Here is a 13,431-nt window from a genome sequence, read left to right on the forward strand (position 1 = left end):
AATATGCAGACCACCACCCATCCGGCGACCGGTAGCAAGCAAGCTGCAAACGTTGCCCTCATCGCGCTCGTCGTTCTGATCGGCCTCAACCTGCGTCCGTTCCTGACCGCGCCGGGGCCGGTACTTTCGAATATCGCCGCCGATACCGGAATGGGTTTCGGTGCGCTTTCACTGCTCACCTTCCTGCCAATGATGCTGATGGGACTTGGCGCTTTCGCGGCTCCGCGCATCCAGTCGCGGTTCGGCACCCGGCGCAGCATGTTCGCAGCACTTGCCATTCTTGCAGCAGGCTCCCTCCTGCGCGGCTTTGTGCCAGACGGCGTTTCGCTGGTTCTGACCGCCGTACTGTGCGGCGCAGGTGTTGCAATGATTCAGGCCTTGATGCCGGGCCTTATCAAGGCCAATTTCCCGTCAAGCATCGCCACTGTGACCGGGCTCTATTCTGCCATGATCATGGGCGGCGGCGCTCTCGGCGCGCGGCTGACGCCATGGCTTGCGGGCAGCCAGCATAACTGGCGCTTCGCCCTTGCCGTCCTTGCAATCCCCGCTGTTCTCGCCTTGCTGACGGCTATACCCATCCTCCGTGAAACGTCATCGTCGGGCAAAAAATCCGGAATAACCGGGCACCTGCTGCGACGACCTCGTACCTGGGTGCTGATGGCTGCTTTCGGTCTCGTCAATGCGGGCTATTCGTCTATGGTCGCCTGGCTTGCTCCCTATTACCAGTCGTTGGGTCTTGCGGCCTCCGCCACCGGCAATCTCGTCGCGGCGATGGCAGTTGCCCAAGCTCTTGCAGCCTTCGGACTGCCGCTCGTTGCCCGCCACAGCACCGACCGTCGCCCATGGCTGCTGCTGACATTGGCCATGCAGGCTATTGGCTTCGCAGGCCTTGCCTTTGTGCCGCAGCTTTCGCCCTTCTTCTGGTCCGCGATCTGCGGCGCGGGTCTCGGCGGCAGCTTCGCCCTTGCGATGATTACATCGCTCGACCACCTGCCCAGACCGGAAGAAGCCGGCGCACTGGCTGCCATGATGCAGGGCGGTGGCTTTCTGATCGCAGCTCTCGGCCCGGTCGCGACCGCTTTTCTACATAGCTTGACCGGTTCGTTCGCGTCGGGCTGGATCATGCATCTCATTCTGGTCGCAAGCATCTGTCCGCTCTATATGAGCTTCAATCCGCGCAAATATGCGCATGTCATGAAACTACCGGTTCAGGCGGAAAGTGGCACACAATAGCGTTACCCGACCAGTTTTTGGCCTGAAAACAGTTTTCGTCCGGCAATTTTCGGCTAGATAGCTTGCTGACCTTCCCAATACGGTTAAGGTTGCAGCAATATTGTCGTTTAGAGCACGTTTCGATCTGACTGAATCAGATCGGCGCTCCAACTGTTTTTTGACGCGCATCTTATCCGAGAACCATTTCATACTTTTCGGGATGCGCTCCATTTGCGGCACCTGGAGTGGTTCCAGCTATCATGGAATCGTCAGGACCGCACGGGTTCCGAGTACGGTATAAAATGAAGCACGAAACCGCAATCCATCAAGGCACGTCCGTCGCTCCGGACGGTTTGCCCAAGCCGCGAATTTATTGGGCATGGGCAACCCTGATGGTCGGCCTTACACTGGCCGTGATCGATGGCACCATCGCAAATGTCGCCCTCCCGACCATTGCCGCCGATTTTTCGGCTGGTCCTGCAGCCTCGATCTGGATCGTCAACGGCTATCAGCTTGCAATTGTGGTCACCCTGCTTCCATTAGCGGCACTTGGCGAAATCTATGGCTACCGGCGCGTCTATCTCGGCGGCGTGGCATTGTTCACCGTCGCTTCCGTCGCCTGCGTTTTCTCGCGCTCACTGGAAGCGCTCACTTTCGCCCGCATCATACAGGGGCTGGGTGCAGCGGGCCTGATGAGCGTCAACACCGCCCTTCTGCGCTATACGGTGCCGCAAGCAAAATTCGGCACGGCCATCGGCCTCAATGCACTCTTCGTTGCCGTTTCGTCGACCATCGGGCCGACGCTTGCGGGCGTCATGCTGTCGTCCCTCAGTTGGCCCTGGCTCTTCGTCATCAATATCCCACTCGGCGTTGCTGCCGTCGTGATGGGCCTCAAAAGCCTGCCCGAGAATGACCGCTCTGCGCGCAAGTTCGATGTGATCAGCGCCATTCTGTCAGCACTCACCTTTGGCCTTCTGATCACAACCATCGACAGTGCAGGCAACGAAATCGGTTCTTCGGTCGTACTTTTGCAGGCAGTAGGCTGTGTAGCCGCAGCTGTTCTCCTCACACGGCGATCGCTGCGCATGGCCGACCCGCTGCTGCCGCTCGACCTCTTGCGCATTCCCGTTTTCACGCTTTCCATCTGCACTTCGATCATGTCGTTTCTGGCGCAGATGATGGCGTTCATTTCGCTGCCGTTCCTCTTTCAGGTCGTCTTCGGCTTTAGGCCGATCGAAGTCGGTTTCCTGATGATGCCCTGGCCCATTGCGCTCGCCATCGTCGCACCGCTTTCGGGCAAGCTGTCCGACAAGCACTCGCCGGCGATTCTGGGCCTGCTTGGCCTCATCACATTCGCTATCGGCCTTGCTCTGGTCGGCATGCTGCCGGAACATCCGTCAATCCCGGATATATGCTGGCGCATGGCAATTTGCGGAATTGGTTTCGGCCTCTTTCAGGCACCGAACAATCGCATGATGATTACCTCGACACCGCGCTCACGCAGCGGGGCCGCAAGCGGCATGCTGGGCACGGCCCGCCTTCTCGGCCAATCGCTGGGTGCGGCTTTCGTCGCCTTTCTGCTGTCGCAATGGGGCGTGGAAGGAACGCCCTATATTCTTTTCTTTGCATCCGGCTTCGCGCTGTTTGCCTCGCTGATCAGCGTCACGCGCCTTGGCCGCTGACTTCATCCACAGCTTTGGAGAGAGCCGGAAAATATCTTGCACAAAGAAGCAAATTTCCCTGTTGCAATCTCCGAAGCGTTAGTCCATATAGCGCCTGCCTGACGGAAACGAACGGTTTCCGGAATGACTGGCGCGAGCGGGTGTAGCTCAGGGGTAGAGCACAACCTTGCCAAGGTTGGGGTCGAGCGTTCGAATCGCTTCACCCGCTCCAGTTTTCCTTCGGGAAATCAAGCAATTAGAAAGCGCCCTTCGGGGCGTTTTCTGCTTCCCCGGTCGATCTTCGCAAAGCGGGGAAGCAGGGGGGAAGCACCAGGAAGCAAATTCCAGCGTGCCGCAGCGCACAATCGGCGATCCGTCGCGCGCCTGCCAACCCGCTCTCATTTCCCAATCGACCACCGATTCGACTCCTTGCGTTCCGCCACTCCTGCGCGGCAGCGCGACCTTGCACGCCTCAATCTATCTGGTTATGTTACTGGAAATATAGCCGGAGATCAACCATGGAAAGTTCGCAGCGCCGCGCAATTCAGAACTATCGCTCGCGCCTCAGCGAGAAGGGCCTTGTGCGCTTCGAGGTGCTCGGCCGCGACTCCGATCGTGACCTTATCCGATCACTCGCCAAGCGTCTTACCGAGGACACCCCCGAAGCCTCCCGGCTCCGCTCGGCCATCAACAAAAGCATGGCCGGGGACGAATCGAGCAAAGGCGGGATCCTCGCCGCGCTGCGCCGGTCGCCGCTGGTCGGCGCGGACCTCGATCTCACGCGCGCCCATGAGGCCGGGCGGGATGCCGACATTTGATGCGATACCTTCTCGACACCAACATCATCAGCAATGCCATCAAGCCGTCGCCATCGGAATCGCTCCTCGCGTGGATGGCCGATCAGAATGACGAAGACCTCTACATCGCGTCGCTGACGGTCGCGGAAATCCGGCGCGGCATCCTCGAAAAGCCGGCAGGCAAGAGGCGCAACGATCTGGAAGACTGGTTCGGCGGCCCCGAGGGTCCGCAGGCGCTGTTCGCCGGCCGCGTTCTGACCTTCGACGAACCCGCCGCCCTGATCTGGGCGCGTCTGATGGCCGACGGGAAAGCCAGCGGCCGGACGAGAAGCGCGCTCGACACCATCATCGTCGCCATTGCCGAAGCCAATGGATGCGTCGTCGTCACCAATAATGAAACAGACTTCGCCGGCGTCGAGATCGTCAATCCGACGCGCTGCTCAACGATCTGAAGAAGCGCGGGCGGGTCTTGGCCGTAAGGTTCTTACCAATGTGATAGTGCGACTGGCTGCGAGTTTGCTGGTGCTCGCGTTCAACATTGTGAGCGGGACGCTGCCCGTCACTAGGTCAATCGCCGTTAGAGTGAGAGTGCGGACGGGTTTGCCGTGACGGGTTGAAGGCTGGGAGAGAGGCTTCCGGCGCCCGTCGCGGAGAACCGCGATGTCCAGACATGATCGCAGCGTTCGCACCGGCTCGGATCGGACGAACCTTTATGACGAGATCACCACCAAGATCATCGCCGAACTGGAGGCCGGTCGTGTGCCATGGGTGCAGCCGTGGGGTACGTCGGCCGCCAGCGCGCCGCTCGGCCTGCCGAAAAACGCCACTACCTCCCGCACCTACAGCGGCATCAACGTGCTCATCCTTTGGGGCGCCGTCATCGAGCACGGCTTTCCCTGCCAGGGCTGGCTCACATTTCGCCAAGCCCTGTCGCTGGGGGGCAATGTCCGCAAAGGCGAGCGCGGCACCACAGTGGTCTATGCCGACCGCTTCACGCCGGAAGACGAGAAGCGCCGCGCCCGCGATACCGGCGACGAAACCCATGCCATCCCGTTTCTGAAGCGGTACACGGTATTCAACGTGGCGCAGTGCGACGGACTGCCCGACGAGATCGCCATCGCCGCACCGCCGCCACCTCCCGGCCTGATCGAGCCGAGGGTCGAGGCGCTCATCAAGGCCACGGGCATCGATTTCCGCATCGGCGGCAACCGGGCCTTCTACGTTCCGTCCCAGGACTATGTGATGGTCCCGCCGCCCCAGGCGTATTTCGAGCCGATCAACTGGCACCGGACGGCACTGCACGAACTCGGTCATGCCAGCGGCCATCACAGCCGGCTGAACCGCGACCTGACTGGCTCGTTCGGGACCAAACTCTATTCGGTCGAAGAAATCACAGCCGAACTGATCGCGGCCTACAGTTGTGCTGCGCTCGGTATTGTGCCGACCGTGCGCCACGCGGATTATATTGGGGCGTGGCTTGAGGCGCTTCGCGAAGATTCGCGTGCCATCGTGCGTGCCGCCTCGCAGGCGAGCAAGGCAGCCGACTGGCTGCTGTCCTTCCTGCCGGACGACGAGCAGCGGCCAGCCGCGCCTGAGACCGCTATCGACAGGAGGGCGGCATGATCCTCCTGACCGACGAGCTGCGCGCGCAGTTGCTCGCCAATGGCCGCCGGCGCGACACCGATCATGTGCCGGTCGTCAAATTCTTCAACCCGCTCGGCGCAGGCGTCTGGCTGGCGACCGAACTCGATCCCGATGGCGACATCCTCTACGGTCTGGCAGATCTCGGCGAGCCGGAACTTGGCTACTTCTCACTGGAGGAGATGATCTCGGTGCGCCTGCCGTTCGGGCTCGGCATCGAGCGCGACATTCTCTTTTCCGGCGACTTTCCGATTTCGGTCTGGGCCGAGGCTGCGCGGGAAGCCGGCAGCATCCGCCGCGCCAAACGGATCATCTACGCCGCGGCGCATGCCCGGCAGGAGGGCGTCTGATGCGCTTCCGCCGCTGGCATAGACCCGAACCCTATGGTGACACGTCGCGCAAGCGTGCGGCGTTTCTCCGCAAGCAGCGCCTCGAACGCGAGGCGCTGCCGCTCCTCGCCGACGAGATCGCCGCCGGCCAGCACGGCGTCGATGAGGAAATGGCCTGCCGCGCCGTCTGGTGGGACAAGGCCGAACGTGAACGTCGCAACCAGCGGGCCGCGTGGTGGCGAAAGGGCCGTGTCCGGCTCTTCGCGCTGCCTGACCGGTTGCGCGCTCGTGTTCGCGAGATCTGGCAAACCTGCCCTTATCCGGCCGACCCGGCGAGCTTTGCCGATTTCCTGCACCAGATTGCGGTTGGCAAGCTCGATCCCTGGCGACCACCATGGCAGTTCCATCCCGAGCGAACCGCGCGGATCACCCACGATCCGTCGACCTTCGGCGAGGCCTTCCGCCGGATCGGCGGCCGCAAGGCCGGCATCGGTCCGGGCGCGCCGGACGTGGACGAGTTGCTGTATTGCGGCAATCTCGGCTCCGGCATCCTGTTTCTTCAGTCGCGATCGCGTCCTGTCGATACGGGCAGCAATGTTCACTTCGCTGCGAGCCATCACGTCAACGCCGCCCACCAGCTCGAAATCGAGATACGCGGCGCGTGCTCGGATGTCGAGCTTGCGCTGATCGAACGACTGGCGCAGGCGACCGAGACGCGGCCCGTCGTGGTCCAGCGTGTCGTCATGGGAGGCCAATCATGACCTGGCCGACCAACCGCGGACACAATGGTGGACCGCCGCTCGACGAACCCGTCGACCGGCCCCCCGGCCGGTGCAAGCACTGCATCCACTGGGACCCGCCGCCGGAAAACGAACAGCGCGCCTATGAATGGTTCCGTCTCGGCCTTTCGCGCCGCCGCGTGAAGCGCCCGTCCGGCACCTGCGGCCGTGTGCTGCTGGCCGGCCGCAAAAGCACTGTGTTCTCGGCCACCTCGGCCGAGTTTGGATGCCTCAACTTCGAGGCGAAGCCGCTGCCCGACCGCCCGACCGGGGGTGGTTTCGTCACGATCTGGAGGAACGGCCGCGACGCATGGCAGGGCGCGGAGGAGAATATCCCGCCGCGCTTCCTTCGGGACATGCTCGATCCTGAACCACCAGGCGAGGGAGGACCGCGCGATGATGGCTCCTGATCGTCTGCGTTCGCTGCTGGCGAGCATGGAGGATGCCCTTGCGGATACCCGGCGCAATCTCGCGCTGGCCGAACGCAGGCTGAACAAGCGCGCCGAGGTCGAGACGATCCGTCTTCGCCCGAAATCCCGTCATTACCACCGCAGCATGAGCCGGTGGACCGGCGCGGACGAGGCGGAATACCGGCGCGTGCTCGATCGCCTGCTGGTGGTTGCGGCGCCGGATCTGGACCGGCTCCGGCGCAAGATCGAACGGCAGGAGGCGGCGATCCTGGCGCTGCGCCGGAAATACCGGGTGAATGCGGAGCGACCGCAGCGCTTCGATTGGTAGCGTCGCGCGCACGGCGCGGGCGAGAGTGAGAGAGGGGCTGGGGATTTCGTGACGGGTTGGAAGGTCGAGAGAGGGTCTCGGCCGCCCGTCGCGGAGAAACCACCATGGCCAAAACCGCCAGGAAGTCGAAGAAGTCCGCCGCTGCGATGATCGTGTTCTCGCGCTCGCGCGACATTCCCTTCAATCGCATCCGGCTCTCGGACAGCAACGTCCGCGAAACCGACACCGAGGCCGGTCTCGACGATCTCACCCACGACATCGACCGCCGCGAGGATATCGTGCAGGGCATCAATGTCCGCGCCATCCTCGACGCCGACGGCAACGAGACCGGCGATTTCGAGACGCCGGCCGGCGGCCGCCGCTTCCGGTCGATCGCGCGTCTGGTCGAGGCCGGGCGCTTTCCCGCCGACGGCCTCGTTCCTTGCCTGGTCAAGAAGGCCGACGCCAAGACCTCGGCGGTCGACGACTCGCTCGCGGAGAACACGCTGCGACTGGCGCTGCATCCGCTCGACCAGTTCCGGGCGTTCAAGCGGATGTTCGACGACGGCATGGCGAAAGAGGAAATCGCCGACGCCTGGCGCACCACGCCGCGCTACATCACGCAGCGTATGCGCCTTGCCTCGGTCTCGCCGGCGCTTCTGGAAGTCTATGCGCGCAACGGCATGACGCTGGCGATGCTGGAGGCATTCACCGTCAATCCCGACCACGCCCGCCAGGAACAAGTGTGGGAAGCTGTCCAGCGCTCTTATAATGTCCAGCCCTGGCAGGTCCGCCAGCTCCTCACCGAAACCACCGTTCCGACCGACGACAAGCGTGTGCGCTTCGTCGGCGTGGACGCTTATGAGCAGGCCGGCGGCGCGATGCTGCGGGATCTCTTCTCCGAGAGCGATGGCGGGTGGCTCGAAGATGTGGCGCTTCTCGACCACCTGGTCGCGGAGAAGCTGAAGACGATTGCCGATGAAGTGGCGACCGAGGGCTGGAAGTGGATCGCCGTTGATACCAGCCATCCCTATGGCTACGATAACGGCCTTCGCGAAATCACCGGCAGCTTCCCCGAGCTCACCGACGAGGAGCGCGCTGCCCGCGATGCGTTGCGCAACGAGTATGACGACCTCGAATCGGAATATTCGGAGCATGACGAGCTGCCGGAGGAAATCGATCGGCGCCTCGGCGAGATCGAGGTCGCTCTGGACGCCTTCGAAAAGCGCCCGGCCATCTATGATCCTGCCGAGATCGCCCACGCTGGTGTTTTCATCAGCATCGATCGCGACGGCGAGCTCGTCATCGAGCGCGGCTATGTCCGGCCCGAGGACGAGCCGATGGTCGATGCCGAGGACGGCGAGAGCGAAACCGCCGTCGCAGCAACCAGCACAGACGGCGAGGTGCAACGCGCTGTCATCACCATCGGCGGCCAGCCTTCCGATGTCGAGGAGGACGAAGACGATGGCGGGATCAAGCCGCTGCCGGAACGGCTCGTCATCGAACTGACCGCCCATCGCACCGTCGCGCTTCAGGAAGCGCTCGCCAACAATCCGCACGTCGCGATGACGGCGCTGCTCCATCGCATGGTGATGGAGCGCTATCATTACTCCGCGCCGAGCGGATGCCTGGAAGTCTCTGTGCGCCATAGATATCTGTCTTGGCAGGGCTCCGATCTTGCCGACAGTCCCTCGGCCAAGGCGATCGGCGAACGCTTCGACGGGTGGAAGGCCGACCTTCCGTCCGACGAATCGGCCCTTTGGGACTGGATCGCCGCGCTTGACGAGGCGAGCCGGATGGCGCTTCTCGCCCACTGCGTCAGCTATGGCGTCAATGCGCTTTACGAGCGTCCGAACATCCACAGCGCCTCCGGCATTTCCCAGCATGGCCTCGATCGGCGTCTCGCCGGGGCCGACCGGATTGCCCGCGCCACCGGCTTCGACATGGTGGTCGATACGGGATGGCGGCCCACGGTCGAGAACTATCTCGGTCGCGTGACCAAGACCCACATCCTCGCGGCGGTGCGTGAGGGCGCGGGGGAACGGGCGGCCCAGCTCATCGACCATCTGAAGAAGGGTGACATGGCCAAAGAAGCCGAGCGCCTGCTCGCCGATACCGGCTGGCTGCCCGAGCCGCTGCGCCTGGTCGATCTCGACGGTGACGCTGCCGGCGTCGATGACGAGATCGAGGCTCTGCCCGACTTTCTCGCCGGTGACGATGAGGATGTCGAGGCCGATATGGTCGACGATCCGGCGACCCTCGTCGCAGCAGAGTGATCTGCACCAGCGGTTCGGCTCCCGGTCGCCCCGCGTCACTTCCCTTCCACCTCAAGGCCCGGCATTTCGCCGGGCCGTTTTCGTTTCCGGAGAAATGCCATGGCCATCCCCGATCATGCCCGCACCAATTTCAACACCCTGCTGCGCGCCGCCGGCGACGGCAATCTCGCGCTCATGGAGTGTCTGGACGCCGTTACCCGAGAACGCCGCTATGTCGTCTGCGCTGTAGGCCGCGCAGACGATGGCGATATCGTCATGACGCCATTCGGTCATCTTGCCGACGGCAACCCTTACGATGCCTACCTCCCGCCCGATCCCGCAGACCCAGACCGCTTCATCGGGAACGTCGACGGCGGCGCGTCATGACGATGCTTGACGAAATCTTCGCCGACGACCGCCGCAATCCTCCTTCGGAGCGTTCGCTTCCGTGGGAGGGGACGCGCGACGGCGTCACTGTCGTCGTCGAACCCAAGCCGCATTGGGCCGAGGATTTGCGGGCCTTCCACCTCGATGCCCGCGAATATTGCTACTATGCGGACTGGAGCCGATGCGGCGTCCGCGCCCGGTTCTACGCCCATATCGATACCAGCGGCGATGATCTGCTCTTGAAGGCCCGCGCCCTGATCGTCCACGAGATCGCCGAGGGGCAATGGAGCTGACCATAATCCCGGTCGAGTTTCAGGTTCACCAATATCGGCCATGCTTGCGATGCCGTACAGGGCTGGTTTCCGTCCCCGGCCTGAAACACCGATCCGGTTGAGACCGGCATGGAGGAAAGACTGGCGCGGGGCGGCACCTGCAACGGGTTTCCGGCATCCTGTCAGAGGCAGAACACCACCCCGCTTCCATTCGCTGACCTTGGTCCGAGCCGTCCCCTTGTCAATCAACCCAAAGGGTCGGCTTACGCGAGCGTGCCGCCCTCGCGGATTCGGACGAGCCGAACGCGCGAGGGTGATTGCAGATCCGTTCAGACACTTCGGGCGCCTGTCGCGCGGGGGATGGTCCCCTGCCTCCAAAAGACAGGAGCCGGAACCCATGTCCTACGCAGATGCCACCGCCTTCGCCGCCAGCCTCGCCACCACGCTGATGGTCTCGATCGTCGTGTTCCAGGCCGGGGACGGAACACACGGTGCCATGCCCGCCGACGAATTCGATGGCGACGACGAGATGGTGAAGCTGGAACTCGATCCATGGAGCTGAGACGCGAAAGCGCCTCACTCCCACGGCCCGGCGCCCGACGCAGCCGGGCCTTCCATCGTTAATCGCCGCCGATTGCCGCTTGCGTACCGGGACGCATTGCGATCTCGGCACGCATCGGAAAGAACCGACGGCGATCACACAGATTTCGTTCCTTCAAGACGAAAGCTCTCGCCATGCTCGTCCATATCGTCGTTTCCGTCCTGCTCTGCACGGCCTCCTGTGTGCCGGCTGAAATCCGTGTGTGGGACGGCGACTCGATCCGACTTGGCACGACGCGGCAGGCTGAAGCGGTTCGGATCTTCAACATCGACGCATCCGAGATCGACGGCCGCTGCACCTATGAATCCGACCTTGCCCGGCAGGCAAAGGTCAGGCTTGCGGAAATCCTGCAAGGCCGGCAAGTCGAAATCCTGCGCCAGGGCGCCGACCGCTATGGCCGGACCCTGGCGGCGATCCGCGTCGAAGGCCACGATGTCGGCGATATTCTCGTCGGCGAAGGGCTGGCGAGAACCTGGGTCGGACGGCGCGAGCCCTAGTGCTGAGCGTCGGATCATTCCGATGCAGCCCGGAACGATCCTCCAGTGCGAAGGGAGAGTGAGAGTGCGGGCCGGTCGGCCGTGACAGGTTGCAGGCGGGAGAGAGGCTTCCGCCGCCCGTCGCGGAGTATTCCCCATGCCCCTATCACGCCAGGCCGCTTTCGCTCCCATCGGCGAAATTGTCGCGCGGCAGGTGCTGCCCCGGCTGTATCACGTCCAGAGGCTGCCCCTGCGCATCTCCTGCATCGGCACCGCCCGTTACGATAGTCTTGGTGATCCCGATGGTTTCGACCGCACGATCGTCATCGGCGAGTGCCCGTCTCCCGAAGATGCCATGATCTTCGCCAGTCAGCGCGTCGCGCGCGGCGAAGTCCGCATCGGCTCGGACGATACGCAGCGCTTCCGCCCGCGCATCATGGTCATTCAGGACAACGACCAGGGCCTCGTCCTTGCCGGAGAGGTCCGCGCCGGGATCGTCCTCTGGCGGCAACCCGTCGGTTCCGACGCCGAGGCCCGGCGCGTCGTCATCGAGGCCAGCCGTCTGCGCGGCATGGCCTTCGCGGCATCCGGGCGCGGCGACGCGGCATCCGCCCGCGATCACCGCTACCGCGCCTGCCTGCTCGAGGCCCGCCTGGTCGACCCCTTCTGGCGCGAGACCGCCGCCGAACTTCTGCGAGTTCCGCAGGCGGCCTGATCCCCTTTTCACCCCGGCTTCGCGCCGGGCCTTGCCGTTTCAAGAGGCTGACATGCCCGACTACACGATCGAAACCACCTATCATCTGCCGGCCTACCGGCAACGTACCTATTCCGCCGAAACCGTGGCCGATGCCTGCCGGCTCGCCATCGAAGACGAGGACTGGGATGGCGAGAAGCTCAGTTACGAGGGCGCTGGCGAGACGTTCATCTCCGGTATCTGGGAAGGCCGTGACGCCGCATATACCGGTACTGCGGCTGCGATTCCCTCGCAATTCGGCGAGACGATCCAGCGAAAGGCGGGGCAATTCGAGCTTCTGCACGGGCTCCTGAAGCTGCTGCTTGCCGATGTGACGTCGTCCCGCCGGTCTTCGGACGAATGGATCGCCCGCGCCGCCTGGGCCGTCGCATGCGGCGAGGCCATCATCGCCGGGGCGCGTGATCCTGACGGGCCGCCCGAACCTTCAGCCTGATCTTCTTCCTTTTCTTCAAACAGCCCGGCCTCGTGCCGGGCTTTGTCGTTTCAGGAGCCTGCCATGGCCGACTATTTCACCCATTTCTCCTGCCTGCTTGATGTCGGCACGCCCGACAACGCCGCACGCGCCCTCGACCTCTACACTACCCTGTCCGAACAGAACGCCGCCGAAGACCCGCCTTCCGACGGTTTTGTGCTGTCGATCCAGCCCGAGCACGGCGGCACACAGCTTTGGATGCGCGATGAAGGAACGGGCGATCCCGAGCATGTCATCCGGTTTGTGATCCGCTGCGCGAGAGAGTTCGGCCTGACCGGCCTATGGGGGATGCAATACGCCACCACCTGCTCGAAGCCTCGAGTCGACGGGTTCGGCGGCGGGGCGCATGTCATCGACCTCGCGACCGGCGATACGATGGATTGGATCTATACCGACGGCTGGCTCTCCGTCGTGCTGGAGGGAGGTGACCCCCATGCCTGAGATCATCGAAACCACCGTCTATCGGCTCGATGAGCTTTCGGAAGCGGCGAAGGACAAGGCCCGCGCCTGGTATCGCGAGGGCGGATTCGACTACGACTGGCATGATGCCGTCTATGAGGATTTCCAGCGGATCGCGGAAATCCTCGGCATCCGTTTCAAGACCCGGACCGTGCGCCTGTATGGCGGCGGGTCGCGTCAGCAAGCGCGCATCTTCTTCTCGGGCTTCTGGTCGCAAGGGGATGGAGCGTGCTGGGAGGGGTTCTACTCCTACCGGAAAAACGCCTCCGCCGAGATCCGCTCCTATGCACCGCTTGACGCCGTGCTGCATGGCGTCGCCGATGCCTTGCAGGCCGTTCAGCGCCGCAATTTCTATCAGCTTCGCGCCGAGGCCAGCCATCGCGGCCATTATTATCACGAATATTGCATGCCGATCTCCGTCGAGCGCGACAGTCCGACCTGGCAGGACATGACGGCCGATGCCGAGGAGATCGTCATCGAGGCGCTGCGCGATCTCGCCCGTTGGCTCTATCGCCAGCTTGAGCGCGAATACGAATACCTGACCTCGGACGAGGCGGTGGACGAGACCATCATCGCCAACGAATACACCTTTACCGAAGCCGGACGCCGCTTCGGCTGA

18 protein-coding genes and 1 tRNA gene are annotated in these 13,431 nt (G+C 63.4%); all 19 read left to right on the forward strand.

Annotation, left to right across the window (positions count from 1 at the left end):
- The first annotated feature begins 3 nt into the window (after positions 1-3).
- The 19 genes from MKS82_RS10450 (at position 4) to MKS82_RS10540 (ending at position 13,431) form a co-directional block, all read left to right on the forward strand.
- Positions 4-1,233 carry a cyanate transporter gene (locus tag MKS82_RS10450; RefSeq protein WP_109988628.1) on the forward strand — a complete coding sequence of 410 codons (1,230 nt, stop codon included), beginning with the start codon at positions 4-6 and terminating at the stop codon, positions 1,231-1,233.
- 281 nt (positions 1,234-1,514) lie between these two features.
- Positions 1,515-2,894, forward strand: coding sequence for an MFS transporter (locus MKS82_RS10455; protein ID WP_109988627.1), 1,380 nt, complete (start codon positions 1,515-1,517; stop codon positions 2,892-2,894).
- Between the two features lie 136 nt (positions 2,895-3,030).
- Positions 3,031-3,105 (forward strand) — tRNA-Gly (locus tag MKS82_RS10460).
- 286 nt (positions 3,106-3,391) lie between these two features.
- On the forward strand, positions 3,392-3,691 hold the full coding sequence (locus tag MKS82_RS10465; protein ID WP_240578753.1) for a hypothetical protein: 300 nt from the start codon (positions 3,392-3,394) through the stop codon (positions 3,689-3,691).
- Positions 3,691-4,122, forward strand: a complete 432-nt coding sequence (locus MKS82_RS10470; protein WP_240578754.1) for a type II toxin-antitoxin system VapC family toxin — start codon at positions 3,691-3,693, stop codon at positions 4,120-4,122. The genes MKS82_RS10465 and MKS82_RS10470 overlap by 1 nt, the downstream gene beginning before the upstream one ends.
- Before the next feature lie 208 nt (positions 4,123-4,330).
- Entirely contained in the window at positions 4,331-5,293 is a 963-nt protein-coding gene (locus MKS82_RS10475) for a zincin-like metallopeptidase domain-containing protein (protein ID WP_240578755.1), read from the forward strand.
- Positions 5,290-5,661 carry a DUF2958 domain-containing protein gene (locus MKS82_RS10480; protein WP_240578756.1) on the forward strand — a complete coding sequence of 124 codons (372 nt, stop codon included), beginning with the start codon at positions 5,290-5,292 and terminating at the stop codon, positions 5,659-5,661. Before MKS82_RS10475 ends, MKS82_RS10480 begins: the two co-directional genes overlap by 4 nt.
- Complete coding sequence (locus MKS82_RS10485; RefSeq protein ID WP_240578757.1) at positions 5,661-6,401, forward strand: hypothetical protein; 741 nt, start codon at positions 5,661-5,663, stop codon at positions 6,399-6,401. Before MKS82_RS10480 ends, MKS82_RS10485 begins: the two co-directional genes overlap by 1 nt.
- Positions 6,398-6,829, forward strand: coding sequence for a hypothetical protein (locus MKS82_RS10490; RefSeq protein ID WP_240578758.1), 432 nt, complete (start codon positions 6,398-6,400; stop codon positions 6,827-6,829). Before MKS82_RS10485 ends, MKS82_RS10490 begins: the two co-directional genes overlap by 4 nt.
- Positions 6,816-7,157, forward strand: a complete 342-nt coding sequence (locus MKS82_RS10495) for a hypothetical protein (protein ID WP_240578759.1) — start codon at positions 6,816-6,818, stop codon at positions 7,155-7,157. Before MKS82_RS10490 ends, MKS82_RS10495 begins: the two co-directional genes overlap by 14 nt.
- 104 nt (positions 7,158-7,261) lie before the next feature.
- Complete coding sequence (locus MKS82_RS10500) at positions 7,262-9,412, forward strand: ParB/RepB/Spo0J family partition protein (RefSeq protein WP_240578760.1); 2,151 nt, start codon at positions 7,262-7,264, stop codon at positions 9,410-9,412.
- A gap of 99 nt (positions 9,413-9,511) precedes the next feature.
- Entirely contained in the window at positions 9,512-9,778 is a 267-nt protein-coding gene (locus MKS82_RS10505; protein WP_240578761.1) for a DUF6117 family protein, read from the forward strand.
- The gene (locus MKS82_RS10510; protein WP_240578762.1) at positions 9,775-10,071 is read left to right on the forward strand and encodes a hypothetical protein; all 297 of its coding nucleotides are present in this window, start codon (positions 9,775-9,777) and stop codon (positions 10,069-10,071) included. Before MKS82_RS10505 ends, MKS82_RS10510 begins: the two co-directional genes overlap by 4 nt.
- Before the next feature lie 376 nt (positions 10,072-10,447).
- On the forward strand, positions 10,448-10,612 hold the full coding sequence (locus MKS82_RS10515) for a hypothetical protein (RefSeq protein ID WP_162854490.1): 165 nt from the start codon (positions 10,448-10,450) through the stop codon (positions 10,610-10,612).
- A 173-nt stretch (positions 10,613-10,785) separates the two neighbouring features.
- Positions 10,786-11,148, forward strand: a complete 363-nt coding sequence (locus MKS82_RS10520) for a thermonuclease family protein (protein ID WP_240578763.1) — start codon at positions 10,786-10,788, stop codon at positions 11,146-11,148.
- 136 nt (positions 11,149-11,284) lie between these two features.
- Positions 11,285-11,842, forward strand: a complete 558-nt coding sequence (locus MKS82_RS10525) for a hypothetical protein (protein ID WP_240578764.1) — start codon at positions 11,285-11,287, stop codon at positions 11,840-11,842.
- 52 nt (positions 11,843-11,894) lie between these two features.
- Positions 11,895-12,314, forward strand: coding sequence for a hypothetical protein (locus tag MKS82_RS10530; RefSeq protein ID WP_240578765.1), 420 nt, complete (start codon positions 11,895-11,897; stop codon positions 12,312-12,314).
- A 63-nt stretch (positions 12,315-12,377) separates the two neighbouring features.
- The gene (locus tag MKS82_RS10535; RefSeq protein WP_240578766.1) at positions 12,378-12,794 is read left to right on the forward strand and encodes a hypothetical protein; all 417 of its coding nucleotides are present in this window, start codon (positions 12,378-12,380) and stop codon (positions 12,792-12,794) included.
- Positions 12,787-13,431, forward strand: a complete 645-nt coding sequence (locus MKS82_RS10540) for an antitoxin of toxin-antitoxin stability system (RefSeq protein WP_240578767.1) — start codon at positions 12,787-12,789, stop codon at positions 13,429-13,431. Before MKS82_RS10535 ends, MKS82_RS10540 begins: the two co-directional genes overlap by 8 nt.

Origin of the sequence: Ochrobactrum sp. A-1 (assembly GCF_022488005.1) — a bacterium.
GTDB lineage: Bacteria > Pseudomonadota > Alphaproteobacteria > Rhizobiales > Rhizobiaceae > Brucella.

Bases quoted from the DNA above. Each gene is read 5' to 3' on its own strand.
- MKS82_RS10450 (WP_109988628.1), top strand. From the start codon at position 4: ATGCAGACCACCACCCATCCGGCGACCGGTAGCAAGCAAGCTGCAAAC.
- MKS82_RS10455 (WP_109988627.1), top strand. From the start codon at position 1,515: ATGAAGCACGAAACCGCAATCCATCAAGGCACGTCCGTCGCTCCGGAC.
- MKS82_RS10465 (WP_240578753.1), top strand. From the start codon at position 3,392: ATGGAAAGTTCGCAGCGCCGCGCAATTCAGAACTATCGCTCGCGCCTC.
- MKS82_RS10470 (WP_240578754.1), top strand. From the start codon at position 3,691: ATGCGATACCTTCTCGACACCAACATCATCAGCAATGCCATCAAGCCG.
- MKS82_RS10475 (WP_240578755.1), top strand. From the start codon at position 4,331: ATGTCCAGACATGATCGCAGCGTTCGCACCGGCTCGGATCGGACGAAC.
- MKS82_RS10480 (WP_240578756.1), top strand. From the start codon at position 5,290: ATGATCCTCCTGACCGACGAGCTGCGCGCGCAGTTGCTCGCCAATGGC.
- MKS82_RS10485 (WP_240578757.1), top strand. From the start codon at position 5,661: ATGCGCTTCCGCCGCTGGCATAGACCCGAACCCTATGGTGACACGTCG.
- MKS82_RS10490 (WP_240578758.1), top strand. From the start codon at position 6,398: ATGACCTGGCCGACCAACCGCGGACACAATGGTGGACCGCCGCTCGAC.
- MKS82_RS10495 (WP_240578759.1), top strand. From the start codon at position 6,816: ATGATGGCTCCTGATCGTCTGCGTTCGCTGCTGGCGAGCATGGAGGAT.
- MKS82_RS10500 (WP_240578760.1), top strand. From the start codon at position 7,262: ATGGCCAAAACCGCCAGGAAGTCGAAGAAGTCCGCCGCTGCGATGATC.
- MKS82_RS10505 (WP_240578761.1), top strand. From the start codon at position 9,512: ATGGCCATCCCCGATCATGCCCGCACCAATTTCAACACCCTGCTGCGC.
- MKS82_RS10510 (WP_240578762.1), top strand. From the start codon at position 9,775: ATGACGATGCTTGACGAAATCTTCGCCGACGACCGCCGCAATCCTCCT.
- MKS82_RS10515 (WP_162854490.1), top strand. From the start codon at position 10,448: ATGTCCTACGCAGATGCCACCGCCTTCGCCGCCAGCCTCGCCACCACG.
- MKS82_RS10520 (WP_240578763.1), top strand. From the start codon at position 10,786: ATGCTCGTCCATATCGTCGTTTCCGTCCTGCTCTGCACGGCCTCCTGT.
- MKS82_RS10525 (WP_240578764.1), top strand. From the start codon at position 11,285: ATGCCCCTATCACGCCAGGCCGCTTTCGCTCCCATCGGCGAAATTGTC.
- MKS82_RS10530 (WP_240578765.1), top strand. From the start codon at position 11,895: ATGCCCGACTACACGATCGAAACCACCTATCATCTGCCGGCCTACCGG.
- MKS82_RS10535 (WP_240578766.1), top strand. From the start codon at position 12,378: ATGGCCGACTATTTCACCCATTTCTCCTGCCTGCTTGATGTCGGCACG.
- MKS82_RS10540 (WP_240578767.1), top strand. From the start codon at position 12,787: ATGCCTGAGATCATCGAAACCACCGTCTATCGGCTCGATGAGCTTTCG.